This is a genomic window from Nicoliella sp. ESL1106, from assembly GCF_058509965.1.
This window is the reverse complement of the sequence record NZ_CP196340.1, coordinates 427,432-454,420: the sequence shown is the minus strand read 5'-3', so window position 1 is coordinate 454,420 and position 26,989 is coordinate 427,432. Positions and strand designations below refer to the sequence as shown.

Here is a 26,989-nt window from a genome sequence, read left to right as displayed (position 1 = left end):
AACCTATTTTCAATTACTTAAAAATTTGTATTAAACGAACTTAACAAATTTCTTGTTACTAGTAATGTACTTACCGTGACCGATGTAGAAACGAGTCAAACCTCTGTAGTTTACAACCCGATTAACATGAAGTTCTTTGCCACGCTTGTAGTACTTACCACTTTCTGAATTAAAGGTCTTTGAACTATGAGTCCGAATTCCCTTATTGTTGATTACCTTAACGGTCTTGCTACCTGCATTAGCCATTTCACTCTTACTGTAGTAAGCGTTGACAATGTACTTGCGGTTAGCAGTAAGGTAACCCTTAGTCGAGTTAGCACTCAAATGACTCTTAACGTAGTAACGTACCAAGCCACTCTTAGAAAGGGCAATCTTAGAAACCTTAAATTCACTGATCTTGTTACGAGCCTTCTTGGCGTATCCAGCAACCTTTACACCATTACCAAAGGTAGCCTTACTGTGAACGTAAACGCCCTTGGTGTTGTAGATGTAAAGTGGGTGCTTCTTCAACTTACCATTGAATTCCTTAACGTATCCATACTTGTAACCAGCAGACTTACCAGCTAATGATTCCTTCGCATACTTAGTATCAGCCTTGGCTGCAGCTTTACCAGCGGCAACTTGTTTCAAGTAAGCTGCGCGTCCAGCAGCATAAGCCTTGTCGTAATTAGTTTCATAACCACTAGCTTCACCAGTAAAGTCTGACTTAGCAGTCTTACCCTTGTATCCTGCCTTGTAACCATCATAAGCACCAAGGTAAGTAGGTTGACTTGCGTATTCAGAAGACTTACCAGAATCGTCCTTAGCGTCAGAAACCCCTTCTTTGTAGTAGTCAGCAGTTGAGCTTAGGTTAGATTCACCTGAGAAGATGACCTTAGCAGCTAGGATGATCGTTTGATAATCACTAGCAGCACGACTAGCAGCTGAACTTGCCAATACCGTAGCAGAAGCAAGCACTGAGTTAGCAGAACTCAATTGCGTTGTTGCTGAGGCAGCAGATGCAGCAGCTGCGGAAGCAACTGATGCGTAACTGTCTCCAAGTGCAGCATCACCACGTGAGTAAGCGAGTGAAGCATTCGTATTCGCATTGTTAGCAGCGGTTTGAGCGCTGTTAACAATCGAAGCAGCTGAATTAGCAGCAGAAGCAGCAGAGTTAGCAACTACCGTAGCGGAACTAGCTTGGCTGTTAGCAATTACAGCATCAGCAGATGCGGAAGTAATAACAGCGGCAGCAGAACTAGCTTGAGCAGCATAACTGATCAATGCTTGGTTACCAGCTGATTGAGCAGCAAGACTAAGTGCTTGACTAGCAATTTGAACAGCGGAACTAGCAGGCGTTGCAGTTTCTGAAGTGTTGGTGTAAGCAACAACTGAGTAACTATTTGCTAAGTTAGCATTACCGCTAACTTGACTGAACGTTTGAGCAGCTACACTAGTTGAAGCGTTAGCAGCTGAAGCGTATTGACTAGCATTATTAGACAAGTGCGTAACAGCGTAAGCAGCGGCAGCATCGCTTTGCGCAACTGAGTTAGCATTTTGAACCGTTACATTAGCGGAACTAGCAACTGATTGAGCAATTGCAGCAGCATTGGCAGCGGAAGTTGCAACTGAGTTTACGGAAGTAGCGTAGCTGTAGTATGAAGCAGCAGCACTATTAGCAGCGTTCATTTGTGAGTTCAATGAAGTAACAGCAGAGAAGTTACCTGCACTGGCGGCACTAGCCACTTGACTAGCAAATGATACAGCTGCACTGGCTTGAGCACTTGCTTGAACATTGGCAGATGCAGCAGCCGAATTAGCAGAACTAGCAATACTACTGTTAGATTGAGCAATTGCATTTGCACTCGCTACTTGAGAAGCAGCGGATGAAGCAATAACAGTTGCTGCAGAAGCTTCACTTGCATATGATTGAGCACTGCTGTTTTGAGTTGCTCCAGAAGCAATGAGTGAAGTAACTTGGGCTGCAGAACTAGCAGCTGAAGCTCCAGATTGAGCTTGAGAAGCATTTGCGCTTGCTGATCCAGCGTAGATTGAAGTTGCTGAGTTAGCTTGGGTAGCGCTAGATGCTTGAGAAGCAGTCGCGTTACTTTCAGCAGCCGCACTACTTGAAGCTTGTGATGCTGATTGAATAGCAGCACTTTGTCTTACGGATGCTGATTTAGCAACTGAGTTAGCAAGGGATGCAATTGCAAGCGCATTTGCTACAGCTGAGTTGTCATTTGAGGCTACCACTGCGGCACTAGATGCTGATTGAGCAGCATTAGAAGCAACAACGGAAGCATTGACAGCTTGAACAGCAGCCGAACTAGCTAGGTTAGCTTGAGCAGCAGCGGATGCATTAGCAATCGCAGCATCAGATTCATCACCAGCACTAGCGTAACTCTTAGCAGCACTAGCATAGCTAGATGCGAGCGTTGCGGTAGAACTTGCAACCGAACTAGCAAGGTTAGCAGAATCTGCAGCGGAGCTTGCAGCACTCTTAGCGGATTGAGCAGCGGAGTTAGCAATTACAGCGTCTGAAGTTGCAGAGTTAGCAACTGAAGCAGCTGAATTAGCAACTGAGTTAGCAGACTTGATTACCACGTTGTCAGGGTGAGCCGAAGCAATGCTGTTCGTAGCAGATACAACGGAGTTCACTTGACCGTCTGCAGAGGTAGCAGCACTAGTTGATGAACTAGCATTGCTTGCATAACTAGCAGCGGCACTGGCATCTTGATTGGCACCATTAGCAGCATTCGAAGCAGCCGTGTTTGCACTAGCAGCTTCACTGGAAGTAGCAGTTGCACTAGCTGATCCTTGAGTACCAGCAGCAGCGGCGGATGAAGCAGCGCTGTTGGCAGCAGCAGCCGTGTTAGCAGCATTGGTAGCAACCGTTGCATCGCTAGCGGCTCTAGCAGAAGCACTCGATGCTGATTGAACAGCGGTTGAAGCTGTTTGACTAGCAACGATGGCTTGACTAGCAGCTTGACTAGCAGCAGCAGCTTGGTTAGAAGCTACAACATTGGCGCTGGATGCAGATTCAGCATCACCTGCACTAGCGTAGCTGTTAGCAACACTAGCGGCGGATTCAGCGGCACTGGCAGCTTGACTAGCGTTAACACTAGCAGCGTTAGCAGAAGCAGCAGCACTTGATGCAGCTGACTTAGCTGATTGAGCATCAGCATTAGCAGAGTTAGCATCGGCATGGGCTGAACTAGCCACAGCAGAAGCCGAGTTAGCAACGGAAGCAGCAGAGCTGATTACCTTGTTAGCTGGGTTTGCTGATGAGAAGGCAGTTGCACTTGCAGCAGCACTAGCAGCAGTCGTATCGGCAGTCGATGCAGTGTTAGTTGAAGCACTGGCATCGGCAGCGTAACTGGATGCTAGGCTAGCATCGTTGTTGGCACCACTGGCAGCATTAGAAGCAGCTGTGTTAGCACCAGCAGCAACTGAGTTGGCAGTACTTGCACTAGCTGATCCTTGGTTACCAGTTGCAGCAGCATTCGAAGCAGCAGTGTTAGCTGAGCTTGCGATGTTGGCAGCATCGGTAGCAACCTTGGCATCATTAGCAGCCCGTACAGAAGCACTCGATGCTGATTGAACAGCGGTCGAAGCAACTAGGCTTTGGGCAACGGCTTGACTGGCAGCTACACTGGCATTGGCAGCTTGTTGTGAAGCAACCGCGTTGGCGCTCGCAGCGGAAACAGTGTCCCCATTATCTGCGAAGACGCTAGCAGCATTAGCAGCTGATTCAGCGGATTGAGCAGCGTTGCTTGCGTTAACACTAGCAGCGTTAGCAGAAGCAGCGGCACTCGATGCAGCCGACTTAGCGGATTGAGCATCAGCATTAGCGGAGTTTGCATCGGCATGAGCTGAGCTTGCAACTGATGCAGCGGAGTTAGCAACTGAAGCAGCTGAACTAACTACCTTGTTAGCAGGATGAGCTGATGAGAAGGCAGTCGCAGTCGCAGCAGCACTAGCAGCATTGGTGTCAGCAGTCGATGCTGTGTCAGTTGAAGCACTGGCATCGGAAGCGTAGCTAGCTGCTAAGGAAGCATCGTTGTTAGCACCACTGGCAGCATTGGAAGCAGCTGTGTTAGCACTAGCAGCAACTGAGTTAGCAGTACTTGCACTGGCTGATCCTTGGTTGCCGGCGTTAGCAGCGTTGGAAGCAATGGCATTAGCGGAGATTGCCACGCTGGCAGCATCGGTAGCAACCTTAGCGTCACTAGCGGCTCTTACGGAAGCGCTAGATGCAGATACAACGGCAGTTGAAGCAGTTTGACTAGCAACAACAGCTTGACTAGCGGCTTGGCTAGCAGCATCAGCTTGGGTAGAAGCCACTACGTTAGCACTGGATGCAGAGTCGGCATTTCCTTCGTTTGCGTAACTCTTAGCAACACTAGCGGCAGATTCAGCAGCACTGGCAGTTTGACTAGCAGTAACGCTGGCAGCGTTAGCAGAAGCAGCGGCACTGGATGCAGCCGACTTAGCTGCTTGTGCATCAGCGTTAGCGGAGTTTGCATCGGTATGAGCGGAACTTACAACCGCAGCAGCGGAGTTAGCAACTGAAGCAGCGGAACTAACTACAGAGTTGTTAGGATGTGCTGATGAGAAGGCAGTCGCAGATGCAGCAGCACTAGCAGCGGTGGTGTCGGCAGTCGATGCAGTGTTCGTTGAAGCACTGGCATCGGCAGCGTAACTGGATGCTAAGGCAGCATCGTTGTTAGCACCACTAGCAGCATTTGATGCAGCGGTGTTAGCGTTAGCAGCCTTGTTGGAAGCAGCATCGGCACTAGCGGAACCTTGATCACCAGCGTTAGCGGCGTTCTTAGCATCGTTATTAGCAGAACTAGCTAAGCTAGCAGCATCGGCAGCAGTCTTGGCATCATTAGCGGCTCTCACAGAAGCACTCGATGCGGAAACAACGGCAGTGGATGCAGTTTGACTTTGAACAACGGCTTCGCTAGCAGCTTGGCTCGCAGCGGCAGCTTGTTGTGAAGCAACCGCATTGGCACTGGCAGCAGATTCAGCTTCACCATTAGAAGCAAATACCTTAGCGGCGTTGGCAGCTGATTCAGCAGAACCTGCAGCTTGACTGGCGGTAACGCTAGCCGAGTTAGCGGAAGCAGCAGCGTTGGATGCAGCCGACTTAGCTGATTGTGCATCAGAGTTGGCTGAGTTTGCATCAGCATGAGCGGAGCTGGCAACCGCAGCAGCTGAGTTAACAACTGAAGCAGCGGAGCTAACCACCTTGTTGCCAGGATGTGCGGAAGCGTAGCTATTAGCGGAAGTAGCGTCATCAGCAGCAGAACTATCAGAATTAGCTGCATCACTAGTTGAAGCACTAGCTTCACTTGCGTACTTAGCAGCATTAGAAGCATCGTCGTTAGCACCACTAGCAGCGTTAGATGCAGCGGTATTAGCACTGGCAGCACTGGAGTTAGCAGTACTTGCACTAGCTGATCCTTGGTTACCAGTTGCGGCAGCGTTAGAAGCAGCCGTGTTAGCGGAGCTTGCTAATGCAGCAGCGTCGGTAGCAACCTTGGCGTCAGAAGCGGCCCGAACAGAAGCGCTCGATGCGGAAACAACGGCAGTGGATGCAGTTTGACTAGCAACGATGGCTTGACTAGCAGCTTGGCTAGCAGCAGCAGCTTGGTTAGAAGCCACTACGTTAGCACTGGATGCGGAGTCGGCATCCCCTGCACTGGCGTAACTGTTAGCAACACTAGCGGCAGATTCAGCAGCACTGGCAGCTTGACTTGCGTTGACACTAGCAGTGTTTGCAGAAGCAGCGGCGTTAGATGCAGCCGACTTAGCTGATTGTGCATCAGAGTTGGCTGAGTTGGCATCTGCATGTGCTGAACTTACTACCGCAGCAGCGGAGTTCGCAACTGAAGCGGCGGAGCTAACTACCTTATCATTTGGATGTGCAGATGAGAAGGCAGTGGCGCTGGCAGCATCGGAAGCAGCATTCGTGTCAGCCTTAGATGCAGTATCAGTTGAAGCACTAGCATCGGAAGCGTAGCTAGATGCTAAGGCAGCATCGTTGTTAGCACCACTGGCAGCGTTAGATGCGGCGGTGTTAGCATTGGATGCGACCGAGTTAGCAGCGCTGGCACTAGCGGAACCTTGATCACCAGCGTTAGCGGCGTTATTGGCATCGTTAGTTGCTGAACTAGCGGTCGATGCAGCATCTGCAGCAGTCTTAGCGTCGCTAGCAGCTCTAGCAGCAGCACTGGATGCTGATTTAACAGCAGTTGATGCAGTTTGACTAGCAACAACAGCGTTTGATGCAGCAGTTGATGCAGTTGCGGCTTGAGCGGCAGCTGATGCATTGGCGTTATCAGCAGCTGATTGATCACCATCGCTAGCGTAACTCTTAGCAGCACTAGCATAACTAGATGCAAGTGTAGCAGCAGAACTAGCAACTACGCTGGCACTGCTTGCTGATTGAGCAGCAGCACTGGCGGTACTCTTAGCTGATTGGGCATCGGAGTTAGCAGAGTTGGCGTCTGCATGAGCGGAGCTGGCAACTGAAGCAGCGGAGTTAACAACTGAAGCAGCGGAGCTAACCACCTTGTTGCCAGGATGTGCAGAAGCGTAACTGTTTGCAGAAGTGGCAACGCTAGATGCAAGACTGTCAGAAGCAGAAGCTTGGCTAGTTGATGAATTTGCGTTGCTTGCGTAACTAGATGCTAAGACAGCATCATTGTTAGCACCACTGGCAGCGTTGGATGCAGCAGTGTTTGCACTAGCAGCTTCGGATGAAGAAGCATTGGCACTGGCATCCCCTTGGGTTCCAGCAGCGGCAGCGGCACTAGCAGCAGAATTGGCATCAGCAGCTTGAGAAGCAGCAGTTGAAGCAATTGATTGATCCCGACTAGCCCGACTCGTAGCATTTGCAGCATCGTTAGTTGCGTTGCTTGCTGCAGCAGCAGCCTTAGATGCAATTTGTTCTTGTGAAGCAGCACTATCAGCAGCACTTGCAGCGGCACTTCTAGCAGTTGACCGTTGGGCTGGAGTAGCGTTTGGATCACTAGCTGCAGAAGCGTAGCTAGCTGCTGATGAGTAAGCATCGGAAGCAGCACTTTGCGCACCACTAACTGCGGCAGAAGCAGAATTTACAACTCCTGAAGCACTGCTTACGATCGCGTTAGCAGCACTAGCATCGTTAGCAGCTTGACTAGCAACTGCTGAAGCTGAGTTAGCAGTTGAGTTAGCACTAGCAATGACGGAGTTCTTAGGATGAGCTAAGGCTTGTGATGCAGTGGCGCTAGCAGCAGAATTAGCACTGTTTGAAGCGTCCGTAGTGTTAGAAACAGCAGCACTGGTTACGGCTGAATCACTATTAACAGCGGAACTGTTACCAGAAACAGCGGCAGCATCGCTATCAGTGGCAGAATCAGCATTGGATGCCCGCTTCTTACTTTGGTTAGCGTCGTATTTAGCAGCTCTGGATTGAGCATCAGATGCAGCACTAGATGCAGTTGAGGAAGCTTGACTTGCAGCAGTTGAAGCTGCTGAAGCATTAGATGCAGCAGTTGAAGCAACCGTACTTGCACTAGCAGCAGCTGAATCTGCATTTTGAGCACTTGCGTTTTGTGAACTGGCAGCATCAGCAGCGGACTTAGCTTGACTATTATAACTATCAGCAGCGGAACTGTTACCAGCAACGGCAGCAGATGAAGCTAAACTAGCAAGGCTAGTAGCAGCGCTCTTAGCTGAGGTTGCATTACTTCTAGCATTAGATGCAGCAGTTGAAGCATCATTAGCACTAGCAGAAGCAGAATCTGCAGCGGTTTTAGCAGATGCAGCAGAAGTCTTAGCATCATTTGCAGCAGATGCAGCAGATGCAGCGGTTGAAGCATCACTTGAAAGAGCTGAAGTAGTAGCAGGATCAGCTGAATTTTCATCGCTCATTACTGATGAAGCTACGCTTGAAGCACTGTTAGCAGCATCAGCTTGTGAACTAGCTAGGCTAGCAGCGGAGCTAACTTGATTTGCAACTGAATCAGTTGCACTCGCGTTAGATGAAGTAGCAGCATTGTTCTTACCAGTATTGGTATTAGCATCAGCGGCTTCACTTTCAGCAGCAGAAGCTGAACTTGAAATGGATGAAGCAACGCTGGTTTGTGAATTTTGAGTTTGAACAGCATTACTGATGGCAGCACTAGCGGCAGAGGCAGCAGATGCAGCATTAGATGCAGCAACTGAGTCGGCTTGTGCCTTAGCATTAGCAGCAGATGCTGAATCAGTAGCACTCTTAACAGCGGCGGCGGCAGATGCGGCATTGGAACTGGCAGTTGATGCATTGGATGCAGCTTGGACTGCAGCGTTGGCATAACTGTTTCCAGCGGAGTAATCCTTAGCAGCGTATGCTGATGAGGCGTTTGAATTAGCAGCTGATGCATCGGTTGCGGCCTTTTGAGCAAGTGAGTTTTGGTAACTTGCGGTATTAGCAGCAGCATCGGCATTTGACTTAGCAGTTGAAGCTTGTGCATTGGCAGAACTAGCATCAGCTGAAGCACTTGAAGTAACAGTGTTGGCAGAGTTAATTACGGAAGCAGCGGAGCTAACAACGGTGTTGCTTGGGTTAGCAGAAACAGCATTGCTTGCGTATTGACTATCAGCACTAACTGCGGATGATGATACATCGGCACCACTATTAGCAGCAGATGCTTCGCTAGAGTACTTAGCAGCATCTTGATCATCAGAACTAGCTTGACTAGCACTTACAGATGCCCCACTTGCAAATCCTGGTGCAACTGAGTTGGCACTAGATGCAGCGCTGGTATCAGCAGTTGCAGCAGATGAGTTAGCAGTACTTCCCTTGGTAGCATCACTACCAGCAGCAGAAGCAACGGCGTTAGCTGATTGTGCAACAGTATTGGCAGCAATTGCTTGAGAAGCAGCGTTAGATGCATCCTTAGCAGCTTGAGCGGCAGCAGCAGAAGCATTGTTAGCAATTACAGCTTGAGCAGCAGCGGCAGCGGCGGCACTGGATGCTAAGTCAGCGTAGCTCTTAGCATTTGACATGTTACCAGCACTAGATGCTGAATCAGCTTGGATAGCGTAACTCAATGCAGCAGATGAATCATTACCAGCAGTGGTGTTAGCTGATGAAGCAACTGAGTTAGCACTATTGGCAGTAGATGAAGCTACCCGCGCGTTGCTAGATGCACTAAGGGCAGTTCCAGCAGCACTGGATGCAACCTTAGCAGCAGAAGCAGCAACGACAGCATCACTAGCAATTGATGAATCAGTTGGGTTGTTAGATGCGGCGTTAACGGCAGCTGAAGCAGCATCACTGGCGTTAGCAGCAGCAGTACTTGCAGCATCGTTAGCGGAACTAGCAAGTGATGAACTGGAATCAGCAGAATTACTGTTAACTACAGTTCCAGAAGCAGCAGCACTGGCATCGGATGAAGCACTGGATGCAACTGGTTGAGCAGAAGCGGCTTCACTAGATGCAGCGTTGTTAACTGAAGTAACTGAAGCAGCAAGGCTGATCTTAATGGTTGAAACATTGTTAGCATCACTATTAGTAGCGGCCTTAGCTGAAGCTGCATTTTGTGATTCAGCAGTTGCCTTTTGAGCGGCACTAACGGCTTGGTTAGTGTATGATGAACCGTTCGAAGCAGCTTGACTAGCAGCGGAAACTGCTGAAACAGCTTGGCTAGCAGCAGTGGATGCATTAGCACTATCACCGCTGGCAGCGTAACTAGTAGCAGCGTTAGCGTAACTTTGTGCAGCACTGGATGCAGCAACAGCAGCAGCGTATTGACTAGATGCTAATTGAGCAAATGAGTTAGCATTAGAACTATCAATGACGGCATTCGATGCAGCAGTTGATCCAGCAGCAGATGCCTTAGAAGCATCAGCTGAATATGAAGCAACGAGACTAGCATCAGAAGCAACTGAAGAGTTCGTTGGGTTTGCAGATGCAATGCTGTTAACTACGTCACCGTTAGAACTCAAGTTAGTAACGTCACCACTGGTTGCAGCGGAACTAGTTGCAGCATTGGATGCGTTAGATACGGCTGAAGCAGCAGCACTATTACCATCGCTAGATGCAACTGATGCAGCACTAACGAACTTGCCAGCACCAGCAGTAATTGTTTGAGCGCTTCCGGCGTTGGAAATAGCTTGACTAGCAGCAGTGGCACTAGCAGTGGCAGCAGATGCAGCAGAACTAGCATCAGCAGCAGTCTTAGAATCGGCAGCAGCCCGTGCAGAAGCACTAGCTGCCCGACTATCAGCATCAGCAGCAGCAGTGGATGCTGCAGTGGCACTTGATAATGCGGTATCAGCATCGGCAGCAGCGGATGCGGCCTTATCAGCAAGTGACTTAGCATCAGAACCGTGAGCAGCAGATGCAGCGGAAGCATATGAATTAGCTTCGGATACAGCGGTAGATGCAGCAGTTGAGGCCTTGTTAGCATTAGACGAAGCAACGTCAGCATCTGACTTAGCCTTAGAAGCATCGGCAGAGGCACTGGTTGCATCAGAAGATGCAGAGTTAGCAGCTGAACTTGCGGAACTAACTACGGATGAAGCACTAGCAATTACAGAATTACCACTGTTATTACTGAAGATACTGTTAACAACGGAAGCAGCGGAGTTAACCCCACTGGTTGATTCGCTAGCTTCACTGGATGAAACGCTAGCTTGGCTGGACTTCAATGAAGCATCATTAGCGGCATTGGATACAGCAGCCGAGATTGAACCAGCAGCACTGTTATCGTCGCCGGCATGCTTAGCATCACTTCCAGCGTTAGAAGCTTCACCACTATCAATGGTGCTACCAGCTGAACTTTGGGCACTAGCAGCAGCGGATGCAGCTTCTGAAGCGGCCTTTGAGTCGTTATCAGCAGCAGCAGATGCGGAGTCAGCAGCGGATCTAGCATCACTGGCAGCCTTATTAGCAGCAGCAGCGGAGGAAGCGGCAGTCACAGCATCAGATGCATATGACTTCGCAGCAGATGCAGCGCTATCAGCAGCACTGGAATCACCAGCTACGGAAGCGGAACTAGCAGCAGCGGATTCCTTGGCAGCCCCAGCGGATGCTGTGGATGCAGCTGTGGATGCAGCATTGGCATTGCTACTTGCGATTGAAGCGGCAGTAGATGCAGATTGAGCAGCTGAGTTTTGAGCATTAGCATCCTTAGATGCAGCAGTGGCAGCAGCAGTGGCACTAGCAATTGCAGATGATGCAGAAGCAAGTGAGCTGTTTGATGGATTAGCTGAAATCATTGAGTTAACCACGGCAGCAGCAGAGCTAGTAGCAACAGATGCAGATTCAACAGCTGCAGATGATGACTTTACGCTATCGGCTTCGGATGAAACAGCAGCAGCGTTGGAGTCAGTATTAGCAGTTTCAGATGGAACTGGTGCAACGGCACTAGATGCAACTGAATCAGCAGAACTGGCCACGGAACTATCACCAGATACTTGAGCAACGTTAGCAGCAGCTTCAGAAGCAGCCTTAGAAGCAGCTTCGGCAGCACTAGATACAACGACTTGGGCACTAGCTGCACTGGTTGCTTGATCACTAGCAACGGATTGGGCACTGGATGCGGAATCACGAGCAGCACTGGCAGCACTGTTCAATGCGTCAGCGGAATTCTTAGCAGCAATGGCATTGGCAGCGTCAGCAGAAGCAGCTGAAACATTACCAGCATTGGCATCAGATCTAGCAGCAGATGCGGCAGATGCAGCAACTGATGATTGAACACTTGCGGATTGAGCTGCAGTATTAGCTGCAGATGCAAATGAACTAGCAGCAACGGAAGCACTATTAGCAGATGATGATGCAGAAGTTGCAGCATCTGAAGCATCGTTAGCAGCCTTAGAAGCAGCACTGATTACGCTGGATGCACTGTTAACAATAACATTGCTTGGGTTATTGCTGTGAAGGGAAGTAATTTCAGAATTAGCTGAGTTAACTGAGCCCATTGAATCGTCAGCAGTCTTAGATGATGCGCTCGCAGCAGCGGATGCCTTAGAAGCATCGGCTGCGAAGCTATCAGCACCATTGGAAGAACTTCCGGCGGTGTCCCCTGCTGAACTTGCAGCAATGGAGGCAGCCCGAGCAGCACTTTCGGCTGAGGTAACGTCATCATATCCACTTCCATTGATGGTGTGGATGTAGTTATTTGCGGATTGGGCTGCGGAATTAGCAGTGGATGCGTTCGTACTTGCAGATTGAGCAGCAGCACTAGCGGAACTCATATCACTTGCAGCACTTGAAGCATCATTGTTAGCAGCACTGGCATCAGCAGCAGCTTGAGCAGCTGAGGCAGCGGCTTCACTAGCAACCTTAGATTGAGCAGCAGCAGTTGAAGGATCCCCATTTGAAGCAGCGTTTTGGGCCGCAGCAGATGCGGAAGCAATGGCACTCGATGCACTTGATGCAACTGAGTTGGCACTGGATACCTTCGCACTATCACTGTTAGCCCGACTTTGTGCAGATTGTGCAGCAGAGTTAGCACTCGATGCGGCAGTGGAGGCAGCAGCAGCACTAGATGCAGCAGCGTTAGCTTCAGAAGCAGCATTACTCATTGCTGAGTTGTCAGAGTGAGCACTGGCCATTGAAGCAGCAGTAGAGGCAGCTGAACCAGCAGCAGCGGCACTGTTACTTGCATCGGCATTGCTACTTGCAACGCTGTTAGCAGAAGTGTCGGCTTCAGAAGCAGCCTTTGCGGTGTTAGCAGAATCACTTGAGATTGCAGATGAAGCACTCGATGCCTTGGCTGAATCACTAGCAATGCTGTTAGCAGTATTAATAGCAGCACTGGCAGCTTCAGCAGTACTTTGAGCAGCAGAAGCAGCTTGAGCAGCTGAACTAGCAATTGATGAGTCAGTGTTGGCCCGATCAGATGCAGACTTAGCAGCAGAAGCGGCATCGGATGCATTGTTTTCAGCAGTGGATGCAACGCTATTAGCAGATTCAGCAGCACTGGCAGCAGATTCGGCAGCGCTTGAATCGTATGGGTTGCTAGTGCTTGCAGCAGACTTAGCAGCAGCGTTGGCTGAACTTGCAGCAGAAGCGGCAGCGTCAGCGGTACTCTTAGCAGCGTATGCAGAAGACTCAGCGGCACTAGCTTGGTTCCCGGCAACGGAAGCATCAGCATTAGCAGATGCAGCAGCAGAACTAGCTTGGCTAGCTACGGCACTGGCATGATTAATAACCGAGTTGCTTGGGTATTGACTAGCAATTGAGTTAACAGCTGTAGTGGCAGTGCTAGTAGCACTAGCTGATGAACTAGTTACGGCACTTGCACTTTGGGCACTGTCATTGGCAATTGAAGCAGCCTTATAGTAACTGTCAGCATTGGATGCGTGAGCAGAAGCAGCACTCGCAGCATTGGAAGCCCGGTTGGAGTTTAATGCTGCATTGGATGAATCCAACTTAGCAGCCCGACTTTGGGCATCAGCAGCAGCTTGACTAGCTACGGCACCAGCAGAACTGGCAACTGAAGCAGCAGAACTAGCTACGGAAGCAGCACTGGATGCAACGGCTGATTCACTATCAGCTGTTGAACGAGCAGTGTTGGCAGAGTCAGCAGCAGCTGATGCAATGCTTGCTTGTTGTGAAGCAACGACACTGGCTGATTCTGCAGTAGAGTTATCACCAGTAGCAGCAGCACTCGCAGCTTCGCTAGCAGCAGTTGAAGCTGCAGACTTAGCAGCGTTAGCAGTTGAAGTAGCAGCATTGGCATTTGCAGAAGCAGATGCAACGGCAACACTAGCGGCACTAGCACTAGCAGTAGCACTAGATGCTTGGTTGTTAGCACTGGATGCAACGTTATCAGCAGAGCTAGCAACTGAGGCATCAGATGCAATGGAAGCATCACTAGAGTGACCAGATAGTGCAGAAATAGCAATTGAGTTAGCACTCGATGCATTACTGTTAGCATCTGAAGCGATCGAGTTGGCACTCGATGCCACACTGGATGAGATGGAAGCGTTGGATGCGTCGTTAGAAGCAACTGAGTTGGCATCACTGGTTCCATTACTGTTCTTAGCAGCAGCACTAGCAGCAGATGATGCGATGCTTGCATTCTTAGCAGCACCGGAAGCATATGCATTAGCAGCATTGGCAGCGCTATTAGCGGAGTCCAATGCGGTATTAGCATCAGAAGCAGCACTGGATGCCACGATCGATGCGGAAGTAGCAGTTGATGCAGCATTAGATGCGTCAACAACGGCTTGGCTAGCAGTGGATGAGTCGCCTTGGGCCTTAGTAACGGCGGAGCTAGCATCAGCAGCAGCTTGGGAAGCTACCCGCGCGTACTTGTCACCGGCAGCGTAGCTACCTGCTGAGTAAGCAGAAGCAGCAGCGGAACTGGCACTCTTAGCGGCGTCAACAGCAGAACTAGCAACTGAGTTTTGTTGAACAGCATCGTTTGAAGCAGCATCAGCAGCAGATTTAGCGTTAGAAGCAACTGAGTTTGCGCTAGATGCAACAGTGTTGGCTGAGTTAACCACACTGGTTGCGGAACTAACAACAACAGCAGCACTTGAAACGATCTTGTTTTGTGGATATTGAGAAGCAAGGCTATTTACGGCACCAGAGTCACCGGATGCAACGCTTGATGAAACGCCGGCACCACTATTGGCATCACTAGCAACCTTAGCATAGCTATCAGCATTAGATGCATTAGTATTAGTAGCACTAGCAATTGGTGCAACGGTGCTGGAAGCGGAAGTAGCAGCAGAAACAGCTGAACTAGCAATGCTGTTCCCTGCTTGTGAATCAGCGGAGTTAGCGGATGAAGTTGCGCTACTCTTAGCATTGGCATCACTATCAGCAGAACTGGCAACGGCAGCATTAGATGCAGCGGCACTAACAGCAGAAGATGCAACACTGGCAGCCTTATCACCAGCAGCCTTAGCACTAGCAGCAGCATTAGATGCAGCACTAGCAACCGAAGCAGCGGATTGAATCTTAGCAGCAGCTGATGCTGCAGCACTGGCAGCACTAGCGGCAGCTGAACTGTTATTAGCCTTAGCAGCAGATGATTCAGCAGCAGATGCAGATGAGAAGTCAGTATTAGCTGAACTAGCATCGGCATTGGCACTGGATGCAACTGAGTTGGCACTGGATGCAGTGGATGATGCAGAAGATGCATCTTGGGAAGCTGAGCTAGCGTCACTAGCGTTGGACTTAGCAGCACTAGCGGCACTGGATGCGGTGCTAGCATCTGAAGCAAGTGAAGCATCAGATGGATTTGCGGATGCAATCGAAGCAGCATCAGCAGAATCAACGGCAGCGCTATCAGCAGCTGACTTAGCAGCTGAGTTAGCTGAACTTGCGGTTGATGAGTCCTTGTTAGTAGCTGAACTAGCATCACTAGTATCACTAGCTGCGTTAGAAGTAGCAGTTGATGCAGATGGTACTACGGAGTTAGCTGAACTAACCACACTGTTGGCACTGGAAATTCCAGCAGAAACGGCGTTAGATGCGTCAGTAGCAGCATTGGATGCAACTTGAGCAGCACTGGATGCAACTGATTGATCAGAAGCAGCCCGTTGAGCAGCACTAGTAGCGTTTTGGGCAGCGGAGTTCGCAGCGTTAGATGCGCTGTTAGCACTGCTCAAAGCAGTGTCAGCATTAGCAGCAGCAGATTCAGCTTGACTAGCTAATGAGGAAGCATCGTTCCCCTTAGCAGAGGCAGCTTGACTAGCGTATGAACTAGCAGTGGATGCAGCATTTGAAGCAGCAGTTGAAGCAGCTTTAGCACTATCAACGGCAGCGTCAGCAGATGCCTTAGCAGCACTCGCAGCGCTATTAGCGGTCACAGCGTCAGATGATGCTGATGAAGCCACAGCGGATGCGGATGCAATTGCAGATGATGCGCTGGATACAACTGGGTTATCACTGTTGTTACTGTTCAAGCTATTAACTGTAGCAGATGCAGAACTAACGGCACCAGCATCACTGCTAGTAAGTGAGTTAGCAGAACTAGCATCAGCAGATGCCTTGGAAGCAGCATTGGAGTTCAATTGAGCAGAACTGAATGCACTTCCAGCAGCGGTACTGTCTTGACCAGCCTTAGCGGCAGCAGATGCAGCAGCAGATTGGTTGCCACTGTCCAATGCGTTTGATGCAGCGGCAGCAGCGGAACTAGCGTCATTAGCAGCATTCGAAGCAGTTGTACTATCACTATCGATTGCTGCCTTAGCAGAATCGGCAGCCTTACTTGCAGCTTCAGCAGAAGCACTTGCGGAGTTCGCAGCGTTGCTTTCATCAGAAGCTTTGCTTGCGTATGAAGCAGCGTTACTTGCAGCAGTTGAGGCAGCACTGGTGTCCCCTGCCTTAGCAGCATTGCTGGCAGCAGTTGATTGAGCAGCAGCTTGACTGGCAGCATCAGCAGCAGCGGAGTTAGCTGAGCTAGCAGCTGAACTAGCTACAGATGCGGTCGTGCTTGCTGATTGAGCAATTGAGTTTTGGTGAGATGCGTCGGCACTAGCAGCACTAGCAGCGGAGTAAGCACTACTTACAACGGAAGTAGCACTGTTAACGGCACTGTTGCCAGGGTTGTTAGATGCCATTGAAGCAACGGAATCCTTAGCGTCAGATGCGCTAGTCGTAGCTTGTGAGATCGCACTGTTTACGGAGCTTACTACGCTAGCAACTGCTGAAGCACTTTTGGCACTATCAGTTGCGGAGCTGGCAACTGATGGCACGGCACTTGCGGTAGTCGATGCAGCAGTAGAAGCAGCAGCGGCGGACTTGTTAGCAGCGTTTCCACTGTCAACGTTAGCGGTTGCAGCTTCTTCTGCTGACTTAGCAGCGGCGTTAGCACTAGCGGCAGTGGATGAAGCAGTGGAGGCCTTCGCAGATGCAGCACTAGCGTCAGAAGCGGCACTGGATGCATCGGCGTTTGCACTGGATGCGTCGGTAGCAGCAGTTTGGGCACTGTCAGCCTGTTGACTGGCAATGGTAGCTTCGCTTTGGGCAGCTGATGAATCACCCTTGGCAGCGGCTTCACTAGCGGCAGCGGATGCGGAACGAGCAGCTGAAGCGGCACTACTTGCAACGGTGTTGGCACTAGCGGCCTTAGCGTTGTCGGAACTAGCCCGAGTGTTAGCAGAACTAGCAGATGCATTCGCATTGGAGGCATCAGTGCTAGCTGAACTTGCAGCAGCAGATGCAGCACTAGCTACCGAGTTAGCACTGGATACGACCTTGTTATCTGGGTTAGCAGATGCAATGGAAGCGGTCGTACTTGCATATGAAATTGCACTGGAAGCATCACTGCTTGTAGCTGTATTAGAATTAGCAACACTGTCAGCGTCTGAAGCAACTGAGTTAGCGTGTGATGCAGCATTTGAAGCGTCAGAAGAACCACTGGCAGAACCAGTTGCGGCACTCGATGCAGCAATGGATGCTTGGTTAGCTCTATCAACAGCGTTAGAAGCTTCGGTGTTGGCACCTGCGCCAGCATTAGCATTCGCAGAAGCGTCTTGAGCGGCCTTTTGGGCAGCAGCGTTGGCACTGGATGCAACGGATGAAGCAGTGGATGCCTTAGCAGATGCAGCACTGGCGTTAGCAGCAGCTGAAGAAGCATCAGCATTCGCGTTCGATGCGTCAGTAGCAGCACTTTGGGCACTGTCAGCCTGTTGACTAGCAACGGTGGCTGCACTTTGGGCAGCAGATGAATCACCATTGGCAGCAGCTTGACTAGCAGCAGTGGATGCAGAACGAGCTGCAGAAGCAGCGGTACTTGCAACACTGTTAGCATTGGATGCCTTGGCGTTGTCAGAGTCAGCTTGTGACTTGGCAGCGGAAGCGGCGGTGCTAGCATTATCAGCATCACTAGATGCAGATGCAGCAGTGGAAGCAGCTGTGGAAGCAGTGGCAGCGTCACTGGCAACCGCTGTGTTGCTTGGGTTAGAACTAGCTAACTTGGAAGCATCACCAGCGTAAGAAGTAGCAGCTGCAGCATCTGACTTAGTAGCGTTGCTAGAAGCAGTAACGCTATCAACATCGGAGTTAACTGAGTTAGCGTGTGATGCAGCATTAGAAGCATCAGCTGAACCACTGGCAGAACCAGTTGCGGCACTGGATGCGTCAACGGAGGCTTGGTTAGCTCTGTTTACAGCGTTGGATGCATCGGTGTTAGCACCTGATCCAGCGTTTGCATTCGCAGCAGCGGAGGAAGCGGCTTCACTAGCGGCCTTAGCAGCATCTGAGATGACACTGGATGCACTTTCGGCCTTGGATGCAGCGCTTGAACCAGCAGCAGCTTCACTGGCAGCGGAAGCAGATGCAGAAGAAGCAGTTGCATTATCGGTATCGGCAGCCTTTTGGGCATTTTCAGCGGAAGTAGCAGCTTCACTAGCACCAGAAGCATCACCGGCAGAAGCCTTAGAGTGTGCAACGGATGCAGCGGAACTAGCGATCGAAGCTTGGGTGCTGGCATCATTAGCAGCTGAACTAGCATTAGATGCGTATGAACTAGCGGCAGAACTAGCTGAGTTAGCAGCACTGGAGGCATCAGTAGCGTCCTTAGAAGCGGATGCAGCAGTGGATGATGCACTCGTAATTGAAGCAACCGCATTCGAAACAGCTGAGTTGCTTGGGTAAGCACTCTTCAAGCTGTTTGCAGAACTGGATGCATCAGTAATCGAACTAAGTGATTGGGCAGCGGTGCTAGATGCAGAGCTGGCAGCCTTAGAGTAGTCATCAGCTGCAGATGATGCACTGGTAGCCCCACTTGAGGCGTTGGAAGCATCATTAGCAGCGGCAGAAGCGTCACTCTTAGCAGCTGAAGCAGCACTATCGGCAGCAGTCGTGGCCTTATCTCCGTTAGCAGCGTTGGCAGCGTCTTGAGCGGCCTTTTGAGCAGCATCGTTGGCACTCGATGCAACGGATGATGCAGTGGAGGCCTTAGCTGAAGCAGCGCTAGCGTTCGATGCAGCTGAAGAAGCATCGGCATTCGCATTTGAAGCGTCAGTAGCAGCACTTTGCGCACTGGATGCTTGTTGACTGGCAACATCGGCAGCACTTTGAGCAGCGGATGAATTACCATTGGCAGCGGCTTCGCTAGCGGCACTGGATGCAGAACGGGCTGCAGATGCAGCAGTACTTGCAACGATGTTAGCACTGGATGCCTTGGCGTTGTCAGAGTCTGCTTGTGACTTAGCAGCAGCGGCAGTGGAACTAGCACTGTTTGCATCGTTAGATGCGGATGAAGCGACAGCAGCAGCAGATTGGGCAACTGAGTTCGCACTGGATACCACCGTATTATTTGGATTTGCAGATGCAATCGCAGAAGCTGTCCCAGCGTAAGATTGGGCAGATGAATTAGCTAAACTAGTGGCGTTGCTGGAGTTAGAAACATTGGCAACGTCTGAAGCAACTGAGTTAGCGTGGGATGCAGCATTCGAGGCGTCAGCGGATCCATTTGCGGAACCAGTGGCGGCACTGGATGCTTCACTGGAAGCCTTGTCGGCATTATCAACTGCAGTTGAAGCTTCGGCATTAGCGCCTGAACCAGCATTAGTATTCGCAGCAGCGGCACTGGCAGCGGCACTAGCAGCTTGAGCAGCACTAGCAATTGCGGAAGAAGCACTAGATGCCTTTTCAGAGGCAGCCTTTCCAGAAGCAACTTGGGAATCAGCAGCAGTACTTGCAGCTTCGGCAGCACTACTATCGGTTTCAGCAGCGGTTTGAGCAGCTTTAGCAGTTGCGGCAGCTGAACTAGCCAATGAAGTATTCCCAGCGGAGGCAGCGGAGTGTGCAATTACTGCAGCTGAACTAGCAGCCATACTTTGGGCATTAGCATCACTCGCAGCTGTAGAAGCAGCAGCAGCATATGAACTAGCAGCAGCACTGGCGGAGTTAGCATCACTAGAGGCATCAGTGGCGTCCTTAGTAGCAGAACTAACTACCCCAGCAGCACTAGAAATCGTAGCAGCAGCACTGCTTACGGTTGCGTTGCTTGGGTATTGACTCGTCATTGAGCTGATTGAGTTTTGCGCTGAAGCAACTGAGGTTGCTGATTGAGCAGCAGTGCTGGAAGCGGAACTAGTTTCAGCTGAGTAGCTATTTGCAGCCGTATTAGCACTGGAAGCCCCACTGGTAGCGTTGGATGCAGCCTGATTGGCAACGGATGCCGCTTCACTGGCAGCCTTCGCAGCGGAATCAGCAGCGTTCGCAGCAGAATCACCATTTTTAGCAATTGAAGAAGCATTAGCATCAGCAGCTTGAGCAGCAGCGTTGGCACTGGATGCAACTGATGAAGCAGTTGATGCCTTCGCAGAAGCAGCATTGGCGCTATCTGCAGCTGAAGAAGCGTCGGCATTGGCATTCGATGCGTCAGTGGCAGCATTGGATGCTACAACGGCTGCGGAATTAGCAGCACTCGCAGCACTGGATGCGCCAGCTGAATCACCCTTCGCAGCGGCTTCACTGGCAGCGGTTGATTGAGCACGCGCAACGGAAGCAGCGGAACTAGCCGTCGTGTTAGCACTAGCTGCCTTGGCATTGTCAGAGTCAGCTTGTGACTTAGCAGCAGAGGCAGTGGAACTAGCATTATCGGCATCACTAGATGCGGATGCAGCAACAGAAGCAGCAGAACTAGCAACGGAAGCGGCGCTAGAAATGGCTTGATTACCGGAGTTAGCACTAGCAATTGTCTTAGCATCATTAGCATATGAATTAGCGGATGAAGTAGCCAAACTAGTAGCATTGCTTGAATCAGTAACACTGGCAACGGTAGAAGCAACGGAGTTAGCGTGTGATGATGCATTGGAGGCATCAGAAGCACCGTTAGCAGAACCAGTTGCGGCACTGGATGCAGCAATCGAAGCACTGTCGGCACTCTTAACGGCATCACTGGCGTTACTATTAGCAGTTGATCCACCATTTACGTTTGCAGATGCAGCAGATGCAGCAGAGGTTGCGGATTGGGCAGCACTACTAATGGCTGCAGAATCACTAGATGCTCGAGAAGCAGCACTCTTGGCCTTGTCAGCTTCACTGGATGCAGCGTTAGCTTCGGAAGTTGCGTTACTACTATCGGCAGATGCTTGCGCAGCAGCACTTTGCGCAGTGGAGTTAGCAGCACTAGCAGCGTCAGTATTCCCAGCATTGGCAGCGGAACTAGCAGCAGCAGCAGCGGATTTAGCAGTAGCAGCTTGGGCACTAGCATCACTCGCAGCGGCACTTTGGGCGGCAGCGTGTGAACTAGCAGCAGCGCTGGCGGAGTTGGCATCATTGGATGCTGAAGTTGCGTCATTGGCAGCGGAACTAGCAGTCGATGCGGCACTTGAGATGACAGCAGAAGCACTGCTTACGGCAGCGTTACTTGGGTAAGCACTGTTCATGCTGTTTGCAGCACTTTGGGCTGGGGCAATTGAGGATGCAATTGAGGAACCAGCGGCTGCAGAATCAGCACTAGCAACAGATGATGCACTCTTGGCAGCATCGTTAGCACTATTAGCACTGGATGATGGCGTTGCAGCATTAGATGCATCAGCAGAAGCCTTTGATGCAGCGTCTGCAGCGGATTTAGCATCAGCAGTAGCCGATCCAGCGACTGAGGTAATAACATTGTTAGCGGATTGAACCGTAGCGTTAGCAGAAGAAGCGGTGCTTGCAGCAGCCTTACCAGCAGCGGAAGCACTCGAGGCAACTGAGGCTTGTGTGCTGGCATCGGTGTTAGCATCAGATGCATCATTAGCTGCAGTCGAACCAGCAGCGGCAGCAGCAGAAGCAACTGAAACCGCACTGGATGCAGCAGATTGGTTCCCGGCAGCAGCTTCGGACGAAGCAACTACGGATGCAGAACTAGCTGCAATCGCAGCAGAACTAGCAACTGAGTTAGCGCTAGAAGCCTTGGCATTGTCACTATCAACCTTACTCTTGGCATCCTGGGCAGCCGAATTAGCAGCCGATGCAACACTGGCAGCAGAACTAACCGTTGAAGTGGCAGAGGATGCAACACTAGCAGCACTGGAAACGGTACTGTTGCCTGGATTAGCGGAAGCAGCTGATTGAGCAGCACTATTGGCACTCGAGGCAGCGCTGGAATCACCATTAGCATTTGAATTATAAGATGCAGCACTAGAGGCATCTACGGAAGTCGAATTAGCGTGTGAAGATACGTTGGAGGCATCAGAAGCCCCATTTGCAGATCCAGTTGCAGCTGTCGATGCGGCACTAGAGGCATTGGAAGCAATGGAACTAGCATTATCTCCAGCACTCTTAGCGATACTGGTAGCAACTGAACTAGCATTAGCAGCAGCTGAATTAGCTGCAGTAGCAGCGGCACTCGCAGACTTCAAGTTAGCAGCAACCACTGATTCAGCGGAAGAAGCCTTCACGTTGGCAGCAGAAGCGGCGGAAGTGTAGCTGTTCAAATTGCTATCAGCAGTCGATGCATTGGTGCTTGCAGAACCAGCAGCAATTAATGCAGCTTGTGCAGAATCACTATTACCAGCAGAAGCATAACTTTGGGCCGCTGATAATTGAGCAGCAACAGTCGATACGGCAGCAGAAGCTGCAGCGGCAACTGATGATGCGTTACTTTCAGCAGCATCAGCTGAAGCTTTAGCCACTTGGGCATCTGAATTAGCAGCTGAACCAGCAGCGTAAGCGGATGACAAAGTAGCAGAAGCTGAAGTAGCAACTACTTGATCACTCTTAATATCCGCATTAGATGGGTAAAGACTAGCAATGCTGTTAACACTGGTGAAGTCTGAATCCACAGCGGACTTGTTGTTATTGATCGTGCCATCTTCGGAGTTAGCTTGACTAGCTAGTGAATCAGCGCTAGAAGCTTGAGCACTGGTGTAGGCAGAGCTGAGCGCAAAGGCAGCAATTGCAGCACTCATTTCATCAGAAACAGCCTTAGAAGCAGCCAAAGATCCACTGGCGTTGATTGAAGTAACGGCGGAGGATTGGTTGTATGCAGATGCTGCTGCTGCAATAGCTTGAGAAGCATAGCTAGAAACTAAGTTGTTAACTGAGGTTTGGGCGCTTGCTCCTGAAACAGCAGCAAAGCTTTTGGCAGCACTGGAAGCTAAAATAGCGTAAGAACTAGCAGCCGTTGAAGCCGTAAAGGCAGACGCAATTGCACTACTTGCCGCTACACTAGCGGATTTAGCTAATGATGATTGAACGCTAGCATCACTGTTAGCAGCACTAATGGCGGATACAGCAGAGCTGACCGTTGCTGAATAACTAGAATTACTTGCAAATGAACTACTGTTACTTGCAATTGATTGTGCAGAGCTGTTAAAGCTGGAAACCACAGCAGATGCACTGGATGCAACGCTAGAGTATGAAGTCATCCCACTAGCTACTGATTGAGCAGCAGCAGCGTATGAACCGGCACTAACGGATGCAGATTGCGCAGCACTAGTGTATGATCCAGTGTTATCTGGAGCCTGAGCATTCCCAGCGATGGTCCCACTAGTGGTGCTACTGTTATTTACAATTGATGAAGTAGCAGGGTTATGGGTAGTGTTGGTAGCAACCGTACTGCCCCCACTATTAACAATTTCAGCCTGGTTATTAGTAACCCCATATTGAGCGTCAATCTTAACGTCGGTAGGAGTAGCACTGGTTGCGTTTAATGCGCGAGTGTAGGTGTAGGTGTAGGTCCCATCAGAATTAGATGTAAAGTTAGAAACTGGGATTGCAACTGTGTATGCATTCCGATAATCAGAATCAGTAACACTAGAACTTAAGGCAGCTTGATCAGGATCAACTATCATTCCGCTAGCGTTAGTAGCAGCACTAGCTGGATTATCACCAGAACTTGGTGTTTCATCTGTACCATTCTTTGTTACCCGAACGTAAACATATCCATTTGTTGCGTTAACGTTAGCAAGCTCCAACTTAGTTGCTACTGAATAGCCGCTTAGTGCACTACTATTCGTAACTAAATATGGTTGCCCACTGATATAAACGGTTGGAACGGCATGGAATGATAGATATTTATTATTAACGTTATCAAATGAAGTTAACGTACCATCAGCAACTGTCTGCCCAGCTTGGTTCAGAACAGAAATTACGTTTCCACCATTGCTAGATGTGGTATTAATTCTGATCAAGTATTGTGGGTTCTGATCCGTATTACCATCAATTTGACCAATAACGGAATAAGCACTAATTGGCGTAGTAACGAAGAACTTACCGGCACCAGCCTTAGATGAATCATAAGTTAAACCGGTTTTACTTATGATAACGTTACTACCAGGGTTATTGATGGTAACGTTCCCGGAGTTATTAAGTAAGGTCATTGCTGGATTAGTATTAGAACCATCAGCATAGATTAATAAGTTCCCACGGTTTTGAACGTTTAAATTACCAGAAAGGGTAACTAAATCACCACCGATATTATTAGCGCCACTAGTGGTATGAACGTCAAACGTTCCACCATCTTGAACGTTAACATTCCCGGCAATGTAAGTTGGGTTAGTATCATTTTCATTGTAATTATAAACAATGGTAAACTTTCCACCATTGACGCTAACATTTCCACCCTGCTTAACAGCAATCGCATCGGCTAACCGATCACCAGGGGTGATATTTAGGTTGGCATTCTTACTAATGTTAACGTTCCCGGCAACGATCAATCCACGGTTACCACTCTGGCCAGTAACGTTCCCAATGTTATTTTCACCACCAGCTCCATCTGGAACTAAGTTCATGGTAGCTCCTTGGTCAAGGGTTAAATTCCCTCTCAATTCAATATTGTTACCATCTTGGGTTTTACCGTAATAGAAAGAATTAGGAAGCATTTCCATGTTGGTAACTTCGATGTTTTGTTGGTTAGAGTTATCAGTGGTTTGATTAGTTCTAAATGGGCTGGTGTATTGACCTTCACTAATGATACTAACCCCACCATCAATATATAATTGAGGTAAATTAATCCCATAGAACAATTGAGATCCTTCAAAGTTAAGGTTTCTATAGGTTAAAGTCCCTGAAGTTGAATTATAAAGGTTAATTGCCCCATATTCGTTGGTACCATACATCTTAGCAAAGTTTTCCACAGTTAAACTACCGATGTTATATGGGTTTTGATGCATTTGACCAAAATCAACAACGTGATTTTGACCATTAACAACAATGTTAAGGTTTGAATTAGAAGGAGCGGAAGAACCCGCCGAAGTATAGTTATAATCACTAGTAAATCTAATCGTATTCGTTCCACTGTTAGAAAGGGCAAGAAGGGTATCTAAGGTTGCATTAGGAGTGTTGTAAGTAAGGAAGTAATTATTCTGGTTATTAACCTTATTGGCAACATCATTATAACCATACTGGTAGTTATTAGTGGTGCTACTCTTTTGGGCCGTAGTTAAGTTAGTAACCGATTGAATACTTCCAGTTTGTTCGTTATTAATTGCAGCTTGCGCTCCATTGTAGGCCTGGATGTAAGGGTTATTGGTGTTCGTACTGGTATTTAAGACCGTGTAACTACCCTTACCATCGGCCCCGTTCCAACGACCGGTTTCAGCATCATAAGCCCCCTGGCGACCCAGGAAGTAGTCAATGGCGTAGTTATAAGCTAGCGATTGAGTTGGGGCTGCGGTGTTAATTCCAGTCCCAGTCAAAACACCTGCGGTGCCACTGGTAACGTTATTCCCAGAAGTTGCTTCAGCACTATCACTAGGTGAGTTCACAACTTGGGCTGAATTATTACGGTTAACGGAACCACTGGTGTAGCTAGTTTGTTGGCCAAGACCACCAGAGCCATAGATGGCAGAACCTGATTGAGTCCCAGCACTAGCATTTAAGCTATTGTAAGTATTGAATGCATTGATTGTGGCATTGTAACCTTGCACGTAGAACGCATTGCTAGCGTTAAATGAGCCTGCTGAATCGGCAGACTTAGTGTCATCTGGATGCAATGAATTCCAAGCAGCCACGGCCCCAGCATTAGCGGCGTAGTAAGCTTGAACCCCATCAGAAAATCCGCTTGCGCTTTGAGCACTAACGCTAGTTCCAGAAAATGCAGCTGAAGAAGCAGCAGAAAGTCCACTAGCGAATGCTGAACTATATGCACTATAGTCACTAGTAGCAGAAGCGACCGCACTAGCGAGGCTGGAATTACTTCCACTATATGAGTACGTCGATCCATTTGAAGATGCGGTGTATGCAGCAGAATAAGCCGAACTGTAAGCTACTGAATTCGTGTAGCTTGCAATTCCGCTATTATAGTTAGGATCTGAGCTGCTAGCTAGCGTCTTACCAGCTGAAGCTGCAGATGCAGCAGCTGAGAAACCAGCACTGATGGCAGCACTGATTTGAGCTGAGGTCGATGATGGAGTTGTTGAACCATCACCATCACGGAAACTAATTACATCACTGGTAACATCACTAGTCGTTGAGGCTGATGATGAACCTGAATTAGTCGTTGAGCTATTGGAGTCAGCTGAACTAGTGGTAGTAGAGTTAGAAGATGATGCTGTAGCAGCTGAAGCCGCCGAAGCATCATACTCTAAGACCCCTTTGTTATAATTATCATCTGAACTAGCTGGTACTGAAGTACCGTTCTTTTCGGCTAATGAAGCCGCAGCAAAACCAGCACTTTCTTCTGATTTAGCAGAAGCGCTTGCAGAACTAGCAGAGCTATCATCAGCTGATGAACTATTCGTATTATCACTTGACGAAGTAGTTGATTTACTATCCGAACTAGTAGTATCGCTGCTAGCTGAACTAGAAGTCGTTGAGCTGGCACTACTACTTGAAGTGGTTGAGCTATTGCTTGAAGCACTAGCAGAACTAGTCGTACTATCAGAAGCGCTAGTCTTAGATCCAGCATCAGAAGTGCTTTGTTCATCTTCATTAGCTGATCCAGAACCGTATGTAGAGCTAGTATTAGCATCGGCCTTAACAGTGACAGTTCCATGACTCACTGCCGCTGCTCCTCCTAGTAATGAAAGCATGGATAGTGAAACTACTACCCAGTGCTTCTTTACTTTCCGAAGGACTTTTTTATCATTAACTTTATTAAATTGAAATTTATTATAAAGCATGAGG

At 49.4% G+C, this 26,989-nt stretch carries 1 protein-coding gene; it reads right to left on the bottom strand.

The window, feature by feature from the left end; translation table 11 throughout:
* Positions 1 to 30: 30 nt before the first annotated feature.
* Positions 31 to 26,985: a DUF5776 domain-containing protein gene (locus tag ACSVI6_RS01910; RefSeq protein ID WP_491720847.1), complete on the bottom strand. Its 26,955-nt coding sequence runs from the start codon at positions 26,983 to 26,985 to the stop codon at positions 31 to 33.
* Between the last annotated feature and the right edge of the window lie 4 nt (positions 26,986 to 26,989).